Annotated in this window: 21 protein-coding genes; 12 read left to right on the top strand and 9 right to left on the bottom strand. The window is 70.0% G+C overall.

Annotated features, from left to right (window positions below):
- Positions 1 to 37: 37 nt before the first annotated feature.
- The 4 genes from OCS65_RS03070 to OCS65_RS03055 all read right to left on the bottom strand — a co-directional run bounded on the left by OCS65_RS03070 (position 38) and on the right by OCS65_RS03055 (position 1,416).
- Positions 38 to 226, bottom strand: coding sequence for a hypothetical protein (locus tag OCS65_RS03070; RefSeq protein ID WP_003938775.1), 189 nt, complete (start codon positions 224 to 226; stop codon positions 38 to 40).
- 138 nt (positions 227 to 364) lie between these two features.
- Positions 365 to 901 (bottom strand): DinB family protein, encoded by a 537-nt coding sequence (locus OCS65_RS03065; protein WP_050036084.1) that lies wholly within the window; start codon positions 899 to 901, stop codon positions 365 to 367.
- 95 nt (positions 902 to 996) lie between these two features.
- Positions 997 to 1,179 (bottom strand): hypothetical protein, encoded by a 183-nt coding sequence (locus tag OCS65_RS03060; protein ID WP_006941721.1) that lies wholly within the window; start codon positions 1,177 to 1,179, stop codon positions 997 to 999.
- Between the two features lie 96 nt (positions 1,180 to 1,275).
- Positions 1,276 to 1,416, bottom strand: a complete 141-nt coding sequence (locus OCS65_RS03055; RefSeq protein WP_263508755.1) for a hypothetical protein — start codon at positions 1,414 to 1,416, stop codon at positions 1,276 to 1,278.
- A 145-nt stretch (positions 1,417 to 1,561) separates the two neighbouring features.
- On the opposite strand from OCS65_RS03055, the gene OCS65_RS03050 reads away from it, so the two are divergent.
- From OCS65_RS03050 to OCS65_RS03030, 5 genes are all read left to right on the top strand, one after another.
- Positions 1,562 to 1,984 (top strand): MerR family transcriptional regulator, encoded by a 423-nt coding sequence (locus OCS65_RS03050; RefSeq protein ID WP_029546595.1) that lies wholly within the window; start codon positions 1,562 to 1,564, stop codon positions 1,982 to 1,984.
- Between the two features lie 112 nt (positions 1,985 to 2,096).
- Entirely contained in the window at positions 2,097 to 3,038 is a 942-nt protein-coding gene (locus OCS65_RS03045; protein ID WP_231386039.1) for an aldo/keto reductase, read from the top strand.
- Between the two features lie 133 nt (positions 3,039 to 3,171).
- Positions 3,172 to 4,167, top strand: coding sequence for a LacI family DNA-binding transcriptional regulator (locus OCS65_RS03040; RefSeq protein WP_050036087.1), 996 nt, complete (start codon positions 3,172 to 3,174; stop codon positions 4,165 to 4,167).
- A gap of 55 nt (positions 4,168 to 4,222) precedes the next feature.
- Positions 4,223 to 4,681 carry a type II 3-dehydroquinate dehydratase gene (aroQ, locus tag OCS65_RS03035; RefSeq protein WP_006941726.1) on the top strand — a complete coding sequence of 153 codons (459 nt, stop codon included), beginning with the start codon at positions 4,223 to 4,225 and terminating at the stop codon, positions 4,679 to 4,681.
- A 153-nt stretch (positions 4,682 to 4,834) separates the two neighbouring features.
- Positions 4,835 to 6,664, top strand: coding sequence for a sugar phosphate isomerase/epimerase and 4-hydroxyphenylpyruvate domain-containing protein (locus OCS65_RS03030; RefSeq protein ID WP_102800568.1), 1,830 nt, complete (start codon positions 4,835 to 4,837; stop codon positions 6,662 to 6,664).
- Between the two features lie 7 nt (positions 6,665 to 6,671).
- Here OCS65_RS03030 and OCS65_RS03025 read toward each other — a convergent pair whose 3' ends face one another.
- Positions 6,672 to 7,676 (bottom strand): NAD-dependent epimerase/dehydratase family protein, encoded by a 1,005-nt coding sequence (locus tag OCS65_RS03025; RefSeq protein ID WP_043803098.1) that lies wholly within the window; start codon positions 7,674 to 7,676, stop codon positions 6,672 to 6,674.
- A gap of 124 nt (positions 7,677 to 7,800) precedes the next feature.
- Between OCS65_RS03025 and OCS65_RS03020 the strand changes: the two genes are divergently transcribed.
- On the top strand, positions 7,801 to 8,802 hold the full coding sequence (locus tag OCS65_RS03020) for an MBL fold metallo-hydrolase (protein ID WP_263508752.1): 1,002 nt from the start codon (positions 7,801 to 7,803) through the stop codon (positions 8,800 to 8,802).
- A gap of 34 nt (positions 8,803 to 8,836) precedes the next feature.
- On the opposite strand, the gene OCS65_RS03015 is transcribed toward OCS65_RS03020, so the two are convergent.
- From OCS65_RS03015 to OCS65_RS03000, 4 genes are all read right to left on the bottom strand, one after another.
- Complete coding sequence (locus OCS65_RS03015; RefSeq protein WP_263510357.1) at positions 8,837 to 10,864, bottom strand: TerD family protein; 2,028 nt, start codon at positions 10,862 to 10,864, stop codon at positions 8,837 to 8,839.
- A gap of 113 nt (positions 10,865 to 10,977) precedes the next feature.
- Positions 10,978 to 11,664 (bottom strand): TerD family protein, encoded by a 687-nt coding sequence (locus OCS65_RS03010; protein ID WP_263508750.1) that lies wholly within the window; start codon positions 11,662 to 11,664, stop codon positions 10,978 to 10,980.
- 81 nt (positions 11,665 to 11,745) lie between these two features.
- Positions 11,746 to 12,831: a DUF475 domain-containing protein gene (locus OCS65_RS03005; protein ID WP_263508748.1), complete on the bottom strand. Its 1,086-nt coding sequence runs from the start codon at positions 12,829 to 12,831 to the stop codon at positions 11,746 to 11,748.
- Between the two features lie 126 nt (positions 12,832 to 12,957).
- Positions 12,958 to 13,533, bottom strand: a complete 576-nt coding sequence (locus tag OCS65_RS03000) for a TerD family protein (RefSeq protein ID WP_006941734.1) — start codon at positions 13,531 to 13,533, stop codon at positions 12,958 to 12,960.
- A 234-nt stretch (positions 13,534 to 13,767) separates the two neighbouring features.
- Here OCS65_RS03000 and OCS65_RS02995 point away from each other — a divergent pair, with 234 nt between their 5' ends.
- Genes OCS65_RS02995 through OCS65_RS02970 form a run of 6 tightly spaced genes read left to right on the top strand, consistent with a single transcriptional unit; the run spans position 13,768 to position 20,644 of the window.
- A complete protein-coding gene (locus OCS65_RS02995; RefSeq protein ID WP_263510356.1) occupies positions 13,768 to 14,889 on the top strand; it encodes a hypothetical protein in 1,122 nt (373 codons plus the stop codon).
- Positions 14,886 to 16,076, top strand: coding sequence for an HpcH/HpaI aldolase/citrate lyase family protein (locus OCS65_RS02990; protein WP_029546599.1), 1,191 nt, complete (start codon positions 14,886 to 14,888; stop codon positions 16,074 to 16,076). The genes OCS65_RS02995 and OCS65_RS02990 overlap by 4 nt, the downstream gene beginning before the upstream one ends.
- A complete protein-coding gene (locus tag OCS65_RS02985) occupies positions 16,073 to 17,341 on the top strand; it encodes a phosphoribosyltransferase family protein (RefSeq protein WP_006941746.1) in 1,269 nt (422 codons plus the stop codon). The genes OCS65_RS02990 and OCS65_RS02985 overlap by 4 nt, the downstream gene beginning before the upstream one ends.
- On the top strand, positions 17,338 to 18,444 hold the full coding sequence (locus tag OCS65_RS02980) for a cysteine protease StiP family protein (protein WP_006941747.1): 1,107 nt from the start codon (positions 17,338 to 17,340) through the stop codon (positions 18,442 to 18,444). Before OCS65_RS02985 ends, OCS65_RS02980 begins: the two co-directional genes overlap by 4 nt.
- Positions 18,445 to 18,479: 35 nt before the next feature.
- A complete protein-coding gene (locus tag OCS65_RS02975; protein ID WP_050036473.1) occupies positions 18,480 to 19,322 on the top strand; it encodes an HAD family hydrolase in 843 nt (280 codons plus the stop codon).
- A gap of 17 nt (positions 19,323 to 19,339) precedes the next feature.
- The gene (locus OCS65_RS02970; protein ID WP_263508744.1) at positions 19,340 to 20,644 is read left to right on the top strand and encodes a TerD family protein; all 1,305 of its coding nucleotides are present in this window, start codon (positions 19,340 to 19,342) and stop codon (positions 20,642 to 20,644) included.

Raw genomic sequence — 20,644 nt, 5'->3', positions numbered from 1 at the left:
GCCAGGTCCGGGCGGGGTGCCCGTCGCGTCGCCGTCGTCAGGGCAGGTCGAACAGCGTCGGATGGTCCTGCTGCGCCTGTTCGGCGAGCACCGCGCCGTGTCTCTCGCACATCTCGCGTGCGATGTGTTCGGGGCACGCGAGTTCGCGACCGATCTGTTCCCAGTCCCACCCGGACGCGTGCAGTTCCCAGGCGACGCGGCCGTCTTCGTCCCAGAGTGCCGACATGGCCCGATACTGCTCCGTGTCGAGCGCACGGCCAACGACATTCGTGCGCGTGTCGCGGATCGGGCTGCCGTCCCGCGACCGAAAGTGCTTCCCGCGCTCGTACGGACGCGCGCGGGAAGCACCGCCGCGCGCGGACGTCTAGTCGAAGGTCATGCCGGCGTCGGTGCCCTGCTGCATGGTGGTGTTCGCCCCGTCGAGGGATTCGCGGATGATGTCGGCATGACCGCTGTGGTGGGCGGTCTCCCGGATGATGTGCAGCAGCACCTTTCGGGCGCTCCACCACTGTCGCTCCGGCGCCCACGGCGCGGTGGGCAGCGGCACCTGCAGGTCGAGGTCCGCGAGGCCGGCGACGAAGGCCTCCGTCTGCTCCGCGATCGCCTCGTACCGCTCGAGCAGACCGGCGACGGTCTCGTCGTCGCGCATGTAGTACTGCTCCATCGCGGACTCCATGTCGAACTCGGCGGTGTCGTCGAGTGTGCGGATCGTGTCGATCCAGTGCTGCTCGGTGGTCGAGACGTGCTTGAGCAGCCCACCCAGGGTCAGGTCGCTGACGGTGCTGCGGGTGCGGGCCTGCTCGTCGTCGAGGTTGCGGAGGGTGATCAGAAACATCTTCCGCTGCTCGGCCAGCATGTCGAGGATGTCGGCCCGTTCTCCGGAGAGGGTCCGCTCGGTCATGTCGCTTCCGCCCTTCGTGATGTCGATTCTGCGGCTACGACTACGACGGTAGGGACGAATGCGGACAGTTTCGGTCCTCGACAGGTGACCGGAAATCAGGTGGCGAAGAAGACCGCACCGGTCACCGGCACGAGCGTCAGGAACAGGACCGACAGGACGAACAGCGTGATCGTCAGCTTCCTGTTCCATCCGCCGCGCGTTCCGCTCGCGGCGAGCACGAAGAGCACGAATCCGACGCAGATGGACACGATGCCCACGATCACGGGTGTCTCGATCATCTGTTCATCATCCATCTGTTCGTCATCGCGGAGGCCGCGCACCGCGCCCACGGTGGGCGGCGTCGGGAACGGCGACGTCCCCGACGCCGCCCGTGCTCAGCCCGGGCAGTGGATGGTCACGTGGCCGCATTTGACGGACGCGCTCGCGGTGGCGGCGTCCGCGGCGCCTGCGGTGCCGAGGACGACGGTGAACAAGGTCGCGACGACCGCGACGGTGGTGCGGATCCGGGTCTTCATGGCAGCCTCCTGAGGGTGGTGAGAAACGGGGTTCGCCCATCGTCGGCCGCCATCCGGGTCCTCGACAGGCACCCTGTGGTGCCGATGCGGCCACCCCGGATCGCCTTCGGAGCGCAGGACCACCCCCGAGGCGGATCATGAAGCCATGACGACCGCCCCTTCCGCGACGACCGTTGCGACCATCGCCGAGGCCGCCGAGCGCACCGGTCTGACCACCCACACCCTCCGCTATTACGAGCGCGACGGCCTCATGCTGCGTGAAATCGGCCGCTCCTCCTCCGGCCACCGGCTCTATACCGAGGACGACCTCTCCTGGGTGGTGCTGCTGACCCGGCTGCGGGCGACGGGCATGCCGATCCGCGAGATCCGCGAGTACGCGGCCCTCTGCCGGGCCGGCGGCGGCAACGAACAGGACCGCCTCGCGCTGCTCCGCGCGCACCGGGCGCGGGTGCTCACCCAGCTCGACGAGGTGACCGAGCACCTCGCCGCGATCGACGGCAAGATCGAGATCTACCTCTCCCGGACGAGCGGCCGCGACGACGGACCGTGCGAGAGCGCTCGCGCTTGACTTCGAGCGCGCTCGAAGGTCTTGACTCGACGCCATGACCACGAACAACACCTCCCGGCCCCCACTCGGCACCCGCACGCTCGGCACCGCGTCGCCGCTGACGGTCTCGGCGATGGGACTCGGGTGCATGGGCATGTCCGAGTTCTACGGCACCGGGGACGAGGCCGAGGCCGTCGCCACCATCCGCCGGGCCCTCGAGCTCGGCGTGACGTTGCTCGACACCGCCGACATGTACGGGCCGTTCACCAACGAGAACCTCGTCGGCCGCGCCGTCGCGGATCGCCGCGACCGCGTCGTCCTCGCGACCAAGTTCGGCAACGAGCGTGCCGAGGACGGCACCCGCCTCGGCATCAACGGCCGGCCCGAATACGTCCACACGGCCTGCGACGCGTCGCTCCGCCGCCTCGGCGTCGACCACATCGATCTCTACTACCAGCACCGCGTGGACAAGACCGTGCCGATCGAGGACACCGTCGGCGCGATGGCCGAACTGGTGCAGGCGGGGAAGGTCCGCCATCTGGGTCTGTCGGAGGCGTCCGCGGAGACGATCCGCCGGGCCCACGCCGTCCACCCGATCACCGCGCTGCAGACCGAGTACTCGCTGTTCACCCGCGACATCGAGGACGAGATCCTGCCGGCCCTGCGTGACCTCGGCATCGGGCTCGTGCCGTACTCGCCGCTCGGGCGCGGCATCCTGACGGGCGCGATCACGGCGCCGTCCGATCTCGAGAGCTCGGATTCTCGCCGCACCGCGTATTTCCCGCGATTCCAGGGTGCGGCGCTGGAGGCGAACCTGGCGCTCGTGACCGCCGTCCGCCGCCTGGCCCGGTCCAAGAACTGCACCCCGGGTCAGCTGGCACTGGCGTGGGTCCTCGCCCAGGGCGACGACGTGGTCCCCATCCCGGGGACGAAGCGGGTGCGTTTCCTCGAGGAGAACGTCGCGGCCGCGGCCGTGTCGCTCACCGCGGACGAGCTGGGCGCGATCGAGTCGGCGGTACCCCGGGAGGCGGTCGTGGGGGAGCGCTACGGGGACATGTCCAGCATCGACGGGTGAGCGACGCGTCGCCCGCTGGGTACGGTCGGCGGGCGACGCCCAGGCCGCCCCTCCGTGCAAGCGGTTACATGCAGCTTGACAAAGCGATGTAACCGCTTGCACAGTGGGTGGACCCCACACCTGAGGAGAACCCATGGCGACGCTTCGCGAGGTCGCAGCGCGCGCCGGCGTCTCGACCGCCACGGTCTCACGCGTGTTCTCCCGCCCGGAGGCCGTCAGTCCCGACACGCGCGCGAAGGTGTTCACCGCCGCGGAGGCACTGTCCTTCACCCCCAACCCCACCGCCCGCTCGCTCGCCCTCGGCCGCACCCACAACCTGGGCTTCCTCGTCCCGGACATCCGCAACCCCGTGTTCGGCCCCGCCGTCGAGTCGGCACAGGACCGGGCCCGCGCGCGCGGCTACTCCCTCTTCGTCGCGGCGGGCGAGGGACGGTCCGCGGACGAGCTGGACCTCGTCCGCGCGATCGCCCGGCAGGTCGACGGACTGGTTCTGATCGCCCCGCGCATGTCCGACACCGACCTCGAGGACCTCGCACGGGTCACGCCCGTCGTGCTCGTCAACCACACTGCCGGCGATCTGCCCGCCGTGCTGCTGTCCTCCGACGACGGCATGGTCGAGGCCGTCGAGCATCTCGCCGACGCCGGGCACACCGCCGTCACCTACCTCGGCGGCCCCGAGTACTGGCTCGCCCAGCGCCGCCGCCGCGCCGCCTTCGTGGAGGCCTGCGCCGGCCGGGGCATCACCGGCACGGTGCTCGGCCCCCTCGAGCCCGACTTCGTCGTCGCGGGCCGGAAGGCGGCCGAGGAACTGGTCGGCACCGGGACGACGGCCGTCGTCGCGTACAACGACCAGGCCGCCGTCGGCCTCATGCAAGGCTTCGCCGAGCACGGACTGCGGGCGGGCCGCGACTACTCCGTCGTCGGGTTCGACGACTCGTGGCTCTGCGAGATGACCTCGCCGCCGCTGACCACCGTGCATCTCGCGTTCGACGAGGCCGGCGTGACTGCGATCGACCTGCTGTGCGACGTCCTCGACGGAAAGACCACACCCCGCGCTGCGCCCGTGGAACTCGGCACCCACCTCGTCGTGCGCTCGAGCACCGTGACCGCCGGCCTGCCCGTCGGCTGACAGACCCGGCCGGGAGATGCCCCCGGAACACGAAGAAAGCAAAGGAGATTCGTCCATGACCTCGGTGCTCGTCCTCAACGGCCCCAACCTCAACCTGCTCGGCACCCGCGAGCCCGGCGTGTACGGCGCGCAGACCCTCGAGGACGTGGAGACCCTGTGCCGCAACGTCGGCAAGGAACTGGGCGTCGACATCGACTTCCGGCAGTCCAACCACGAGGGCGTCCTCATCGACGCCCTCCACGACGCCGGCGCCGCGGTCGCCCGCGGGGAGTCCCTCGGGGTGGTGTTCAACGCGGGCGCCTACACGCACACCTCGGTGGCCCTGCACGATGCGATCAAGGGCGCCCACGTACCGCTCATCGAGTTGCACATCTCCAACGTCCATGCCCGCGAGGGGTTCCGCCACCACTCCTACATCTCCCCGGTCGCGTCCGGGATCATCGTGGGTCTCGGCGTCGCCGGCTACGAGTGGGCGCTGCGCGCGCTCGTGGCCCAGCGCACGGCGCAGGCGTAACCGGCGCCCCCACACCCCGAGACCGGTCCCCTCGCGCGCGACCCGCGGCGAGCCACCCCTGCCGATACCGGTGTGCGGGGCGAACCCGCCCTCGCGCACCGGTCCCCGATTCCGAGTCCGCCCGCACAGGCGGCACCGTGGAGGAGCCCGACCATGACCCACCCCCGTCCTGGGACCAAGCGCGCCAAGGCAATCGCCACCGTGTGCCTGTCCGGCACCCTCGAGGACAAGCTCGTCGCCGCCGCCCACGCCGGGTTCGACGGCATCGAACTGTTCGAACCCGACCTGATCGGCTCCCCGCTCACCCCCGCGGCGGTGCGCGAGCGCTGCGCCGAACTCGGGCTGAGCATCCCGCTGTATCAGCCCTTCCGCGACTTCGAGGCCGTCCCGGCCGAGATCCACGCCCGCAACATGCGCCGCGCGCGGCACAAGTTCGACGTGATGGAACAGCTCGGCACCGACCTCGTGCTGGTGTGCTCGTCGGTGTCGCCGCACACCGTCGACGATGTCGATCTCGCGGCCGCGCAGCTGCGGGAACTGGCGGATGCGGCAGCGCAGCGGGGCATGCGGATCGCCTTCGAGGCGCTGGCGTGGGGCCGCCACGTGAACACCTGGCAGCGCTCGTGGGAGATCGTGCGCCGGGCCGATCATCCGGCCCTCGGGCTGTGCCTCGACAGCTTCCACATCTTCTCCCGCACCAAGGACGTCGCCGGCATCGCGGACATCCCGGGCGAGAAGATCTTCTTCCTGCAACTCTCCGACGCACCGGAGATGGACATGAACGTCCTGCAGTGGAGCCGCCACTACCGGGTGTTCCCGGGCGAGGGCGAGTTCGATCTCGTCGGACTCGTCGGGCACGTCCTCGCGGCGGGTTACACCGGGCCGCTCTCGCTCGAGGTGTTCAACGATGTGTTCCGCCAGGCGGCGCCGGTGCCGACGGCGATCGACGCGATGCGCTCGCTGCTCGATCTGGAACTGCGGCTCGACGGTGACCCCAACCCGGTACAGGTGCGCGGGCACGCGTTCACGGAGATCGGAACTCCGCCCACCGCTGCGGAGCCGGTCCGTGCGGCCCTCGCCTCGCTCGGCTTCACCCACTCGGGGCAGCATCACAGCAAGCCGGTGGAGCTGTGGGAGCAGGGGGATGCGCGGGTGCTGGTGAACACCTCGAACCCGGCCCACAGCGCGGCCGAGGGCGCGGCCGTCACCGCTCTGGGGATCGAGGTCGCGGACGTCGGCGCCGTCTCCCGGCACGCCCACGAGCTGCTGGCACCGCAGCTGGCGCGGGTCGTCGGCCCGGGTGAGGCACCGTTGTCCGCAGTGGTCTCCCCGGACGGCACCGCCCTGTTCCTGTCGTCGCGGAGCGACGGCCCGGCGAACTGGCGCAACGACTTCCGCCCCACCGGCACGACGCCGACGACGGCGGTGGGCGTGCGGTGCACCGAGTACGTCGCGCTGACCCAGGCCTACGACCGATTCGACGAAGCCACGCTGTTCTACCGGTCGGTGCTGGGCCTGACCGACGCCGAGGCCGCCGAATACGCGGGACCGTTCGGCTTGGTGCGCAGCCGCGTCCTCGCCACGGACGGTTTCGAGGTCGGCCTGGTCGCACCCGTGCTCCGTCGCGGCGAATGGGCACCGGGCGTGCGGCACCCCCAGCACATCGCGTTCGGTGTCGATGATGCGGTGGAAGCCGCTCGCGCCCTGCATGATTCGGGAGCGCCGGTGCTCGAGATCCCCCGCAACTACTACGACGATCTGGATGCGCGCCTGGCTCCGGATCCGGAAATGCTTGCCGCCCTGCGGGAATACAACGTGCTCTACGATCGGGACGAGGACGGCGGCGAGCTGTTCCAGGTGTTCACCAAGGTCGTCAGTGCCCGGGTGTTCTTCGAACTGGTGCAGCGGCGCGGCGGCTACCGGGGTCACGGCACGGTCAACGCCCCGATCCGCATGGCCGCGCACGCGGCCGCGCGACGCTGACCCACTGCTACCGGGCGCCACCCACCGCGCTCGCCAGCGCCGCGAGGGTCTGGGCGCTCGTGTAGTGAGGCTGCCAGCCGAGCTGCGTCCGGGCCCTCGTCGTGTCCATCACGACGGACGTGCGGCCCGTGTGGATCCACTCGACCATCGAGGGCAGGAACGGCAGCCGCGCCACCACGGCCGACGCGGCCGTCGCGACCGACGCCGGGACCCGGATCGGCCGGGCGCCGAGCGCGGCCGCGACGTCCGACAGCGACACCACCCCGTCGCCGGCGATGTTGTACGCGCCGGGCGGCCCCTCGGACGTCACGGCGGCGACGACGGCACTCGCGACGTCGTCGTGGTGCACGAGCTGGAGCGGATGACCGGGGTCCGGGAACACCGGGCGCGGCAGGGGCAGGGCGCCGGCGGCCTTCCGCACGGCCCCGGGCAGATGCCCGGCGACCTGCCGCCACGGCATGGCATCGGCCAGGGCGGTCGCGTGCGGCCCCGCGACGATGCAGGGCCGCAGCACGAACACCTCGAGGTCCGATCCGCGGGTGACCTCGTCGAGCACCCGCTCGAGTTGGGCCTTCTGTTCGGAGTAGTAGTGCTCGTGCGAGCCACGCGTGGGCACGTCCTCGGAGAGCGGGGTCGGATTGTCGGGGTGGTATCCGTACGCGGCGACGGACGAGGTGTACACGAGACGCCGCGGCCGGGCGGCGGCAACCGTCGCCTCGAAGACGTTGCGGGTCCCGGCGATGTTGATCCGGTGACTCTCGGCGCGCGAGCCCATGATGACGAAGGCCAGGTGCACGACGACGTCGGCCTCCGCGACCAGGGCGTCGACGGCGCCGCGGTCGAGGATGTCGCCCTGCCGGTACTCGGTCTTGGTCCAGCCCTGCCGGGCAGGATCGAACGGGCCTCGCGCCATGCCGAGGATCCGGTCGATGCGCGGGTCCTGTTCGAGGGCCGCGACCGCGGCCCTGCCGATCTCGCCGGTGGGGCCGGTGACCGCAACCGTCGTTCCCATGGGATCCCCTTCGCTCGTGACGCCGTCCGTGCGATTCATACCGCGTTCCCGGGCCGGGCCGGGGGCAAACCACGGTCCGGCTCGTGCGGTTAGACTCACCGCCACTGCGGACGGGGGGCGAACGGTGGGCGACGGCGGGTTGACGCAGATCGGCGACGGGGTGTGGGCGGTTGTACGGACGCCGGGCGGCTGGGGAGAAGCGAACACCGGTCTCGTCGTCGATGCGGGCACGGCGTCGCTGGTCGTGGACACCGCGTGGGACACGCGGCTGGCGCGGCGGATCGCCGAGGCACAGCAGCCGCTGGTGTCGCGGGCACCGATCACCGAGGCCGTCAACACCCATTCCGACGGCGACCACTGGTGGGGCAACGACACGCTTCCGGCGACGGCTCGCATCACGACGAGTGCGGCCGCGCTGCGCGGCATGCGCGAGGATCTCCCTCCCGCCGCGGTGGCGGCGCTCGCGGCGGCCGGACGTCCGCTCGCCGCGCTGCCCGGGATGCTGGGCGCCGCGGCCGCCTACATGCGCCGGGTGCCGGGCGGCGCCCGCCTGCCGCTGCGATCGCCTCGGCTGCCCGACCACACCTTCGACACAATCCTGCGGCTCGATGTGGGGCAACGTCCGGTCCAGCTCGAGCGCCTCGGGCCGTGCCACACCGCCGGGGACCTCATCGCGCACGTGCCGGACGCCGGCATCGTGTTCGCCGGCGATCTGCTGTTCATCGGCTCGACCCCGATCCTGTGGCACGGGCCGCTGGAGAACTGGCTCGCCGCGATCGACCGGCTGCTGGCCCTGGACGCGGACCTCTACGTGCCCGGTCACGGGCCGCTGTGCGGACCCGCGGAGATCCGCGAGTTGCGCGCCTACTGGGTGTGGCTCGAGCAGGCCGGCCGGGAACAGTACGCGCGCGGCGCCGGGCCGCTCGAGGCGGCCCGGCAGCTGGTGCGGGATCCCGAATTCGTCCGGTGGGGCGTTTGGATCCACCCGGAGCGGATCGTCCTGAGCCTGAGCACGCTGTTCCACGGGTGGGACGGGCATCCGCCAGCGGCGCCGACCGTCGTGCGACGGGCGCGGGCGTTCGTCGACGCCGAGACGCTGCTGCGCGAGTTGTCCGCGAAACGATGAAGGGCCCGCCGGTAGGGCGAGCCCTCCCCCGGGCCTATTCGAACTCGGAAGCAGCCGGTTCGCCGAGAGGTGCCGGTTTGGGAGCAGCCGGCACCCACCCCCTCAGGGGCTGGACGACACCGGCATAGAACGAATCGGTGGAAGAGGTCACGCTGGTGATGAATCCGGCGGCAGTTCCCGACCGTCGGCCTCCCATAGGGAAGCCCTGCTGAAGGGTGAAGCTGACGATCCGGCCGTCCCTCCCCTCGGTGAGGATCTTGGAATCGGCACGGACGGCGTCGAGATGCTCGCAGGCTTCGTTTCCGCGCTCGGAGAAGACTGCTTCCACTTGGACATCACCCGGTGCGTCCTTCAGTTGCCTCAGCAACCAGGACAATCGACGTGCCGAAGTGCCTTCGTCAGGAGCATCGATGGTGGTCCGGCAGCGGACACGGTTGGTGCGGAGATCGGCCACTACCACGAGATCACCGGCTGTTTCCGGAATACGGAGAAGGGCCTCGAGAGTCCCCTCGGACGCCAGCTTTTCTGCGAAGTAGGCGTTTCGTGCACTCGGGTCGTTGTTGTATCGCCGAGGTAGAACATGTTTGACCGTCACTCCCAATTCAGCGGTCAAACGAAGCGCAAGATGCCGCGCCAAGGACACCCACGTGTCCGCCACCGCTGCCGCCTTCTTGTCGCCCGCACGCAAAGTTCCTGACGCGACGGCATCTCGGACCCCAACCCAATGGCGTCCCATGTCGACGAACTCGGCCGCACCGGACCGGGGGTGGTCCAGGTAGCGAAGAAACTCACCGAGAATCCACGCCTGCAGCGCATCGTCGACACCACCGTGGGACAGAAGCATGCGAGCTTCGTGCGCTACCTCCGACCAGGACAGATGCCGCAGGGCCACCTTGGCGAGTTTGCGGCGGTCGACCTCGATGGGAAGCTCGCCCGCACTGGCAGGAATGTCGTTCGAAAGACTCACGACGACGTCGTACTTGTTCTTCCGCGCGACATCGAGATAGTTCTCCAACTGCTCCCGTCTGAGCTTGCCGTTCCCCGTCTTGACCTCGAGCAACGCGGTCCAGAGTTTGGCGCCACGCGACACCTTCAGCACGGCGTCGGGAATCACCTTCGACTCGCCCTGGGCGTACTGCACTTCGCAATAACCCTCGAACGCACCTGCCGGCGCCCCGACTCGGGAACAGATGGCACGGGCGAAAGGACGTACCGCCTGCATAGTCGCAACAAGCGCGGACGTTGCCCTGCGTTCCTGCTCTTCGCCGCTACCCACTCCAGCTACGGAGAAGAGTCGCGCAGGTTGCCAGGCGTCGTGCTCTGCGAGCTTGAAATCGATCGGCTTCGCCTTTGTGACAACTCGCCTGGTGGTTCGTACGCCGCGCCGCTTCGCTGAAGGTGCGGCGGATGTGCCGGCGTGGTCCTCGATGACATCCGCGGCCGGAGCGGTCGGTGCCTCCCCGGCATCGGTGTGAGCGGAGTCGCGCACTGAGACGGTGTCACCGGCGTCGTGCGACGGTCCCCCCGGTTCCTCGTCGATGTCGACGCCGAAATCCGTCGCGAGCGCGGACAGACCGGAATCCCATCCTTGCCCGACAGCACGGACCTTCCATTCGCCGTTGCGCCGATAGATCTCCCCGAAAACGAAGGCAGCTTCGCTGGTCGCATCTGCGGTCACGTACTCCGCCACCGGATGCCCTGCAGGGTCGACCACTCGCAGGGTGAGCTTGCCCAGGTCTCCGAATCTCCCGGTACCGAGGCTTCCCGCGAGCGCCACCGTGTGTACGTCGGCGGGCACGTCCGAGAGAACGACAGCGATCCGCGCCTGCGCTCCTTCTTCGGTTGTACTCGTGCCGAGGAACCGTACGGACCCGTCGGCGGACTCCGGCTGGTTGTAGAAGACGAAGTCCGCGTCCGAACGTACCTTTCGTTCGGAGCCGAGCAGCAGCGCCGAAGCGTCGACCTCGACCTCCGATTCGACCCACCCGACGACCACGTCGATCTGCGACAGGTCACTCGGCAGAGTGATGTTCTGTCCCTTGGACAGAATCGGAGATGTCACGGCAAACCCCCTGAGTAGTCGGCATCGTTCCACCCGAAGGGGTGAACCTCTGAAGGGATCGCTGTCGGCCCGATATTCGTTGCAGCCGAATGCCACCATCGGGCGCGATGGTGCTACTTGCGGCCCGGGGCCCAGTTCATGCCCCAACCGTAAGCACGATCGAGGTCGGACTGGCTGCCGTCGACGTACTCGACGAGCCGCGAGACGCTGATCTCGCGGCCGGTGTTCTGCAGCATCGCGATGGCACAGATGCGTGCGCCATTGTTCGGCGAGTCAAGGCGCACCTCGATCTGCGGTCCGGAGGGCGGAGTGAGGGTGACGACACCGTCCACGGCAGCCCAGTTCGGGGCGCCCTCGTAGATCATCGCGAAGATCAGGATCCGCCGGAATCGTTCGGGTTGGCCCAGGTCGATGCGCATGGTCTCACCGCCGGATACGGCGCCGGTCCGGTCGTCGCCGTCGAGCGCGATGAACGGGGGTTTCTCCAGCGCACCGAAGCTGTTCCCGAGGGCCTGGACGACGCCCTTGGAGCCGTCGGCAAGCTCGTAGAGGCAGGCGAGGTCGAGGTCGACGCCGCGGCCCGTCGCGCCACCCGTGAGCTTGGCGAGGAACCCCTGCTTCCGTGGGGCCGGGGATCCGCCCTGGGACCAGTTCAGGTTCACCTGGGTGATCCCTCGCTCCGCTCCGGACTTGGCGAGGCCGACCGTCGGAGCGGCCTTGGTGAGGCTGATCTTGCTCAGGCCGACTCCGCCCTGCTTGTCGCCGGGGTTCTTCGAGGGTCGAGTGTAATCGATTGCCATGGGTAAGACCTTTCCCTGGATACGAAGATGGGAACCCTCGATCGCTCGAACCGATCGAGGATTCCCATCGAAGTCGTGCGGTCAGGCGGCGACGGTCGCCTTCGCCTCCTGACGATTGCGGCGGATGCTGCTGGCGAACGCGGCACCGATGAGCGCGACCCCCACGAGACCCGTGACGATCTCGTTCACGTGGTGGCCGATCGAGTACAGCAGGATGAACGCGAGCGCACCGATCGCCCAGTGCGCGCCGTGCTCGAGGTAGCGGTACTCCGACAGGGTGCCCTTGCGGACGAGGAACACCGTGATCGAGCGGACGAACATCGCGCCGATGAAACCGAGGCCCAGGGCGATGATGATCGGGTCCGAGGTGATGGCGAACGCGCCGATCACGCCGTCGAAGGAGAACGACGCGTCGAGCACCTCGAGGTAGAGGAACAGGAAGAACCCGGCCTTGCCGGTGGCCTTGGCCAGCTGGGTCGGCCCGCCCGTCGGCTCTTCCTCTTCCTCGGGGATGTGGAACAGCTCGCCGAGCCCGTTGACGACGATGTAGGTGATCATGCCGAGCACGCCGGCGATCATCACGGTGGAGACCTTGTCCTCGGGAGCGAGGATCGTGGCGGTCAGCACGAGCAGCACCGACGCGACGACGACCTCGAGCTGGTCCAGCTTGCCGGCCCGCGCGAGCGGGCGCTCGAGCCAGGCCAGCCACTTGATCTCGCGTTCCTCGAAGATGAAGTTCAGGAACAGCATCAGCAGGAACATGCCACCGAATCCGGCGATCTGCGGGTGGGCGTCGGTGATGATGGTCTCGTAGCTGGGGCTGCCGTCGGGGAAGTACGCGGCGTCGTTCGGCGGTGGGTTCAGGGCGAGGTCGAGTGCCTCGACGGGACCGAGGCCGGAGGCGATCCACACGATGAGCAGCGGGAAGATCAGCCGCATGCCGAACACGGCGATGAGGATGCCGATGGTGAGGAAGATCTTCTGCCAGAACTCGCTCATCCGCTGCAGCACGGTGGCGTTGATGACGGCGTTGTCGAACGAGAGCGAAACCTCGAGGACGCCGAGGATCGCGGCGAGGAACAGTGCCTGGGGTCCGCCGTAGAGGAAGGCGACCACCAGGGAGACGACGGTGACGGCGAACGATATGCCGAAGATGCGCAGAACCACGAAGCGTGGCCTTTCTGTCTGGATCGGGGCGGTGCAGGGTGGTTACTGCAGCAATTTATCGGTGAACCAAGGAAAGCGGCCCCCGGCGACGAAGCCGGGGGCCGGATCCGGAATCCGGATGCGACGTCAGACGTTGACGCCGTAGTCGCGGGCGATGCCCGCCAGGCCGGACGCGTAGCCCTGGCCGATGGCGCGGAACTTCCACTCCGCACCGTGCCGGTACAGCTCACCGAAGACCATGGCGGTCTCGGTGGAGGCGTCCTCCGACAGGTCGTAGCGGGCGAGTTCGTTGCCGTTGGCGCGGTCGACGACGCGGATGTACGCGTTGCGGACCTGTCCGAACGACTGGCTGCGGGAGTCGGCGTCGTAGATCGAGACCGGGAAGAAGATGCTCTCGATGTTGGCCGGCACGGCGCTCAGGTCGACGTTGACGACCTCGTCGTCGCCCTCGCCCTCGCCCGTGCGGTTGTCGCCGATGTGCTCGATCGAGCCGTCCGGGGACTTGAGGTTGTTGAAGAAGACGAAGTGCTGGTCCGAGACGACCTTCTTGTCGGCGCCGGTCGCGATCGCGCTGGCGTCGAGGTCGAAGTCGGCACCGGTGGTGCTGCGGATGTCCCAGCCGAGGCCGACGGCCACGGCGGTGAGGTTCGGCGCTTCCTTGGTGAGGGAAACATTGCCGCCCTTGGTCAAGCTGACGCCCATGCGGGGTCCTTTCGATCTGTCGGTCCGGACGAGGTGCCCGGGCGGGCACGCCCGATTTGCGCGTGTCACTCCACCCTAATAGTTGTTCCGCGCCGACGCCCCATGCTCGGGGCGCGCGCACGGGGCCGAACCGCGCGGGCCAGTACCATTCGGGGCGTGGCGAGCCGATGGACGCGCCGCCTCTTCGGCGGTGGGAGCACCGACGATCCGGTGGCCCGTGGCGCCTACGACGCGATGGTCGCCGCGTTCCTCGACATGGACCGTCGCCAGTCCGTCGCCGAGGCCGGCGTCACGGCCTCGCACGACCTCGCGCCGCAGCGCGGCCTGCGCCGCGAGTGGGAGCCCGTCCGCGAAGCCTGTTACCGCGCGGCCGAGACGTACCTGCACCTCGCCCGCACCGAACCGACCGATCCGCTCGCTCCCGCCCCGGCCTACGAACAGGCTCTGCAGCAGATCGGTCTCGCCACCCGCACCCTCGACCAGTTCTACGATCGCCACCGCGCACACCTCGAGCATTCGGTCGCGGTGGCACAGACCGTCCCGCAGCTCGCCCGGCAGGTCCGCACCGAGGCGCAGGCTGCGGCGGCGCTGGTGGACGCGCCCGAGCACGCCGCATACGCCGACTACCCGTCCGTGCGGGCCGCGGCGAACGCGCTCGACGCGGAGGTCCGCGCCCTGGATTCGGCGGTGGGAACCGGCGCCGTCCGAACGGCGGCGCGGCGGGCCGAGGAGGCGGCCATCGCCCTGCGTCGCGCCCTCGCGCAGGCGCCGGACAAGGCCGAGTCCGCCCGGAAAGCTGTGGCATCCGTCACCACCCGTCTGTCGGCGGTCCGCACCCGCGCCGAGAGCCTGGCGCCGGCGTTCTCGGCCCTGCTGCGCGAGTTCAACGCGGCCAGCTCCGCCGACCTGTCCGGCAACGAGCGCGCCGCCCGCGAGTTCCTCGACCGGGCCGACGCCGACGTGACCGCGGCGCGAACGGCTTCGGCCGGGAACCGGCCCGAGCAGGCGCTCGAGCTGACCGCGGCGGTCCGGGCATCGCTCACCCAGGCGGAACGCTACGTCGACGCCGTCACCGAGCGGCTGTCCGTCCTCCGCGCGGTCCGCCGTGATCCGGCCGCGAAGGTGGAGCAGGTACGGTTCCGTCTGCGCGACGCGCAACAACTCGCGGTGCAACGGGGATTGACCGCAGAATGGGGATCGGTGCTCGACGCGCAGCTCGATCGGATCGACAGGGCAGTCGGTTCGCTCACCGGCGTACACCCCGACTACTGGGCGTACGTCCGGGAGCTCGACGCCGTTTCGCGCTTCATCGCCGGCGTGGTGCAACGAATGAGAGGACGAACGGAAGAGGCATGAGTGGGGGAACCTTCGCCGATATGCGCACGATGCACCATTTCCACCACATGGACCGCGCGACCCGGGACACGCTGTTCCTGCATCCGCCGCAGGCATTCTCCGATGCCGACGAGCGCGATCGGCTCGCCGTCGCGCTCGGGGCCACCCTGTACGTCCCGGCCACCCGCGCGGATCTGACCGCCACGATCGCCCGCCGAGCCCGCGAGGGTGTCGCCTCGATGGTGATCGACCTCGAGGACGCCGTCGCCGATCACGAGGTCGAGGACGGCCTGCGCAACGCGGTCGCCACCCTCGACGAGCTCGCCGGCACCGCGGCCGCGACGATGCTGCTGTTCGTCCGGGTGCGCACCCCCGACGGTGTCGACCGCATCGCCGACATCCTGGGGCCCGGCGTCACCGCGTTGACCGGATTCGTTCTGCCCAAGTTCACCGCGGCGTCGGGGCCGGCCTTCCTCGATGCGGTGGCGGCGGCGTCCGAGCGGCTCGGCAAGCACCTGTACGCGATGCCGGTGCTCGAGTCCGCCGAGCTTGTGCACCGGCAGACCCGCGACGGCGAGCTGCAGCAGATCGCGGCACTGCTCGCCGGGCACCGTGACCGCGTGCTGGCGGTACGGATCGGGGCCACCGACATGTGCGGCACGTTCGGCATCCGCCGCGACCGCGACCTGACCATCTACGACGTGCGCGTGGTCGTCGATGTCATTGCGGATGTCGTCAACTACCTCGGCCGCACCGACGGCACCGGATTCGTCATCACCGGTCCCGTCTGGGAGTACTTCGCCGATCACGAGCGCATGTTCCGCCCGATGCTGCGGGCCACGCCGTTCGCCGAGCACGACGCGGTGATGTTCCGCCAGCAGCTCGTCAGCCGGGATCTCGACGGGCTGCTCCGCGAGATCGCCCTCGACCGGGCGAACGGCATCCAGGGCAAGACCGTGATCCATCCCTCCCATGTGGCCGCGGTGCACGCCTTGTCCGCGGTCACCCACGAGGAGTACCACGACGCGGTCGACATCCTCGGCGGCGACGCAGGTGGCGTGCAGGCCTCCGGTTACCGCAACAAGATGAACGAGCGGCGTCCGCACCGCACCTGGGCGCAGCAGACGTTGCTGCGCGCCTCGGTGTTCGGCGTCACCAACAAGGGAGTCACTTTCGTGGACCTGCTGACGGCATTGGTGGACCGGTGACGGCGGGATTGCAGTCACCCTGGGCGACGGAGCAATTCGGCCTGGAACTGCAGCACTTCGACTCGGCGACCGGCGACACCGTGCCGGACCTCGTCGTGCCGGGGCTGCGCCGCAACCCCCGTCGCGCACACCTGCTGGTCTCCACGGTGCTCGGCAAGCACATTCCCACCGACCCGGCCGCGGTCATCGGCGCGGGTGACCGGCTCGGCGATCTCGTCGCGGACCTGCTGGGCTCCGCTGCGCACGACACGGTCGTACTCGGATTCGCCGAAACCGCAACGGGCCTGGGTCATTGTGTGGCCAGCCGGCTGCGAGCGCGCTGCTACCTGCACTCCACCCGGCGCGACGTGCCCGGCGCCGGCACCTTCGCCGGGTTCGAGGAGGGCCACTCGCACGCCACGTCGCACCTGCTCCAGCCGACGTCGCCGGAGCTGTTCGCGAACGACGCACCGCTGGTCCTGGTGGACGACGAGATCTCCACCGGCGCCACGGCCGTCGACGCGATCCGGTCCCTGCACCGGCACCATCCTCGCGCCCGGTACGTCGTCGCGTCGCTGGTGGACATGCGCACCGCCGATCACCGTCGCGCGGTCGACGAGGCGGCCGCCGAACTCGGCGCCCGGATCGACCACGTGAGCCTCGCGGCGGGACACACGATCCTTCCCGACGGGCTCGTCGAGCGGGTCGCCGCACTGCCCGATCCGGATATGAATCCCGTTGCCTCACAAAGAGGCTCCGTGGATTTCGTGACGTTGCCGTGGCCGGCGACCGTGCCCGACGGCGGGCGGCACGGCTTCCTGCGCACCGACACCGCGGCTTTCGACGCCGCGATCGAGCACACGACCGAGGCCGTGGCCACCGCCCTCGGACCGGGACGGCCGGTCGTCGTGGTGGGCCACGAGGAACTGATGTACCTGCCACTGCGCATCGCCGACGCGCTCGCCCGCCGGGGGACCCCCACGCGGTTCCAGACCACCACCCGCTCCCCTGCGTACGTCCGGGACGTGCCCTGCTACCCCCTTCGGCGCGGATTCACCTTCATCGCACCCGAACCCGACGATGTCCCGCGGTACCTGTACAACGCGCGGTGGCCGGAGGAACGGGCACGGCTGCTGCTGGTGCTCGACGATCCCGCCGACACCGATCGCCTCCGGGCCGACGGTGGCCTGCTCGACGTGCTGACCGCCGCCGGGGAGGACGTGGTCGTCGCCGTCGTGCCCGCCACCGACCCGTCGGTGCTGCGCGCCGCCCGGGAGGGACGATGACCGTTCCGCTGGCCGGACCCGACTTCGGCTCCTACGCCCCGGACGAGGTGCGGTGGCTCCTCAAGGACCTCTCGCACGTCGCCCTCGAGGCCGACATCGCCGAGCGCGAACGCCGCATCCAGTCGGGTCTCGCCCACTACGCCGAGACGCTGCCGATCGAATACCAACCCGATGCCGCCTACCGCGAGCTGTTCGACAAGGTACTCGCCGCGACGGCGGGGCGCCTCGCCCACGCCGTCGGTACGGTCACCGAACTGCTGCTCGCCGAACGGGGCCGGGACCTGACGCTCGTATCACTGGCCCGCGCCGGCACTCCCGTCGGCATCCTGATCCGTCGCTGGGCGCAGCGGCACCACGGGCTGGACCTGCCGCACTACGCGGTGTCGATCGTGCGGGGCCGTGGCATCGACGTCGCCGCCCTCGACCACGTGACGGCGCGTCACGATCCGGCCTCGGTGGTGTTCGTCGACGGCTGGACCGGCAAGGGCGCCATCGCCCGCGAACTCGCGGCGGCCCTGGCCGAGTACCGGGCCGCGGGCGGTCCGGAACTCTCCGGCGACCTCGCCGTGCTCGCCGACCCCGGGTACTGCGTGCGGACCTACGGCACCCGCGACGACTTCCTCATCGCCTCGGCGTGCCTGAATTCCACTGTCTCCGGCCTGGTCTCACGCACCGTCCTCAACGAAACCCTGATCGGCCCGGGCGAGTTCCACGGCGCCAAGTTCTACGCCGAACTTGCCGGCGAGGACGTCTCGGCCGTCCTCCTCGACACCGTCGCCGCGGAATTCGGCGACCGGGACGCCGCAGTCACCGCCGCCGGGGACATCCTGCGGTCCGACCGCACCCCCACGTGGGCGGGCTGGGAGTCGGTGGAGAGGGTACGGGCCGAGTACGGCATCTCCACCGTCAACTACGTCAAGCCCGGTGTCGGTGAGACCACCCGGGTGCTGTTGCGGCGCGTGCCGTGGCGGGTGCTGGTCCGCGAGGCCGATGCCGAGGAGCACGCGCACATCCGGATGCTCGCCGCAGCCCGCGACGTGCCGGTCGAAACGGTTCCCGACCTGGCGTATTCCTGCATGGGACTGATCAAGGATCTGCCGTGACCACCGCCCTCGTCGCGACCGACCTCGACCGCACGATGATCTACTCGCGCGCCGCGATGGGCGAATCGCCCGTCGTCGACGGCGATCTGGTGTGTGTCGAGCACTACGACGGTGCGCCCCTGTCGTACCTGACCGTCACGTCCGCGCAGCGCCTGCGCGACCTGGCCGCCGCCGCGGTGGTGGTGCCGACCACCACGCGCACCCCGGAACAGTTCCGGCGCATCGCGCTGCCCGGCGCACCGTGGCGCTACGCGATCGCCAGCAACGGCGGCGTGATCCTCGCCGACGGTGTGCCGGACACCGGGTGGCGGCAGGCGGTGGACGCGGGCGTGCGCGCCGAGGGCGCCGGACTCGACGAGGTCACCGCCGAACTGCGGCGCCGCGTCTCCGACGACTGGGTGCACAAGTTCCGCATCGCCGACGAGTTGTTCTGCTATCTCGTGATCGACGTCGCCGCCCAGCCGGTCGGATTCCTCGACGAATGGGACCACTGGTGCCGCGGCCGCGGATGGAGCGCCTCGCAGCAGGGCCGCAAGCTGTACACGATGCCGTCGGCGGTGTGCAAGAGCAAGGCCGTCGCCGAGGTCCGCCGGCGCCTGGTCGCCGACGGAACGCTCGCCCCGGATGCCGCGGTACTCGCCGCCGGGGACGGAGCGCTCGACGCCGAGATGCTGGTCGCCGCCGACGCCGCGATCCGGCCGCGGCACGGCGAACTCGAAGCGCTGGACTGGCGGCACCCGACGGTGACGGTGACCCGGGAAACGGGGATCCGGGCCGGCGAGGAGATCCTGGCCTGGTTCGCCCGATACGCCCGGATCGGCGCGGGTTCGTACAGTGGCAGTGACGCTCCATGTTCCCCAAGACAGAGTTTCCAGTAACAGTGAGGACCCCTCCCGTGCCCGTATCTCTCGCCAAGGGTCAGAACGGCCCCCTCACCGCCACCGACGTCGTCGTCTCGCTCGAGCTGACCACCCCGGCCGACCTGTCCGCCCTGTTGGTCAAGGCCGACGGCAAGGTGCGCTCCGACGCCGACTTCGTCTTCTTCAACCAGCCGAGCGGGCCGGGGGTGCGGCTCGTGCCGGGCACTCCCGGGCAGGCCGCGTCGCTGGCCGTGTCGCTGAACCAGGTGCCGGCAGACATCGACCAGGTGCGCGCGGTCATCACCCTCGACGACGCGTCGAGCAGCTTCGGTCGCTTCGCCCCGCCGTCCGCGCGGGTCTCCGACACCGCGGGCAACGTCCTCTACGAGTACCGGATCGACGGGCTGAGCAGCGAGTCGATCGTGATCGCCCTCGAGCTGTACCGGCGGCAGGGCGCGTGGAAGGTGCGGGCCGTCGGCCAGGGATACGCGGGCGGGTTCGCCGCGCTCGTGACCGATCACGGGGTGAGCGTCGACGACGCGCCCGCGGCGGCGCCGCAACCGGCTCAGCCCGCGCCGCAGCCGGCTCAGCCCGTGCCGCCGTCGGCCCCGGCCGCGCCGCCCGTACCGCCGGCCTACTCCACGCCGCCGCCTTCTGCTCAGCAGCCCTACCAGCAGCCGGCCCCGCCGCAGCCGTACGTGCAGGCCTCCGCGCCGCAGCCGGCGCAGGACGCCCAGCCCGAGGTCAGCCTCACCAAGAGCCGGCCGGTCAGCCTCGTCAAGGGCCAGAAGGTCACCCTCCGCAAGGAGGGCGGTGTGGCCCTGACCTACCTGCGCATGGGGCTGGGCTGGGATCCGATCGCGAAGCGCGGTCTGTTCGGCAACCGTGCCGCCGACATCGACCTCGACGCGTCGGCCGTGCTGTTCGCCGACCAGAACCTCGTCGACGTCGCGTACTACGGCCAGCTGCGGTCCAAGGACGGCTCGGTCCAGCACCAGGGCGACAACCTCACCGGCGAGGGCGCCGGCGACGACGAGGTCGTGCTCGTCGACCTCACCCGGGTCCCGGCCCACATCACGACGGTCATGTTCATCGTCACCTCGTACAAGGGGCACACCTTCGAGCAGGTTGCGAACGCGTTCTGCCGGCTGGTGGACGGCACCAACAACGCCGAGCTGGCCCGCTACACCCTGCAGGGCGGTATGCCGTTCACCGGCATGGTGATGGCCAAGGTGTACCGGCAGGGGCAGGACTGGAAGCTTCAGGCGATCGGCGAGGGCATCCAGGCCAAGCATCCCGGGGAGGCCGCGCCGCAGCTCGGCCGGTTCCTGGTGTCCTGA

It is taken from the genome of Rhodococcus aetherivorans, from assembly GCF_025722975.1.
Lineage (GTDB): Bacteria > Actinomycetota > Actinomycetes > Mycobacteriales > Mycobacteriaceae > Rhodococcus > Rhodococcus aetherivorans.
This window is presented reverse-complemented; position numbering and strand designations above follow the sequence as displayed.

What these genes read in the sequence shown, in the direction of transcription:
- OCS65_RS03070 (WP_003938775.1), bottom strand. Translation starts at nt 226, where the DNA reads ATGTCGGCACTCTGGGACGAAGACGGCCGCGTCGCCTGGGAACTGCAC.
- OCS65_RS03065 (WP_050036084.1), bottom strand. Translation starts at nt 901, where the DNA reads ATGACCGAGCGGACCCTCTCCGGAGAACGGGCCGACATCCTCGACATG.
- OCS65_RS03060 (WP_006941721.1), bottom strand. Translation starts at nt 1,179, where the DNA reads ATGATCGAGACACCCGTGATCGTGGGCATCGTGTCCATCTGCGTCGGA.
- OCS65_RS03055 (WP_263508755.1), bottom strand. Translation starts at nt 1,416, where the DNA reads ATGAAGACCCGGATCCGCACCACCGTCGCGGTCGTCGCGACCTTGTTC.
- OCS65_RS03050 (WP_029546595.1), top strand. Translation starts at nt 1,562, where the DNA reads ATGACGACCGCCCCTTCCGCGACGACCGTTGCGACCATCGCCGAGGCC.
- OCS65_RS03045 (WP_231386039.1), top strand. Translation starts at nt 2,097, where the DNA reads ATGGGACTCGGGTGCATGGGCATGTCCGAGTTCTACGGCACCGGGGAC.
- OCS65_RS03040 (WP_050036087.1), top strand. Translation starts at nt 3,172, where the DNA reads ATGGCGACGCTTCGCGAGGTCGCAGCGCGCGCCGGCGTCTCGACCGCC.
- aroQ (WP_006941726.1), top strand. Translation starts at nt 4,223, where the DNA reads ATGACCTCGGTGCTCGTCCTCAACGGCCCCAACCTCAACCTGCTCGGC.
- OCS65_RS03030 (WP_102800568.1), top strand. Translation starts at nt 4,835, where the DNA reads ATGACCCACCCCCGTCCTGGGACCAAGCGCGCCAAGGCAATCGCCACC.
- OCS65_RS03025 (WP_043803098.1), bottom strand. Translation starts at nt 7,676, where the DNA reads ATGGGAACGACGGTTGCGGTCACCGGCCCCACCGGCGAGATCGGCAGG.
- OCS65_RS03010 (WP_263508750.1), bottom strand. Translation starts at nt 11,664, where the DNA reads ATGGCAATCGATTACACTCGACCCTCGAAGAACCCCGGCGACAAGCAG.
- OCS65_RS03000 (WP_006941734.1), bottom strand. Translation starts at nt 13,533, where the DNA reads ATGGGCGTCAGCTTGACCAAGGGCGGCAATGTTTCCCTCACCAAGGAA.
- OCS65_RS02995 (WP_263510356.1), top strand. Translation starts at nt 13,768, where the DNA reads ATGGTCGCCGCGTTCCTCGACATGGACCGTCGCCAGTCCGTCGCCGAG.
- OCS65_RS02990 (WP_029546599.1), top strand. Translation starts at nt 14,886, where the DNA reads ATGAGTGGGGGAACCTTCGCCGATATGCGCACGATGCACCATTTCCAC.
- OCS65_RS02980 (WP_006941747.1), top strand. Translation starts at nt 17,338, where the DNA reads ATGACCGTTCCGCTGGCCGGACCCGACTTCGGCTCCTACGCCCCGGAC.
- OCS65_RS02975 (WP_050036473.1), top strand. Translation starts at nt 18,480, where the DNA reads ATGATCTACTCGCGCGCCGCGATGGGCGAATCGCCCGTCGTCGACGGC.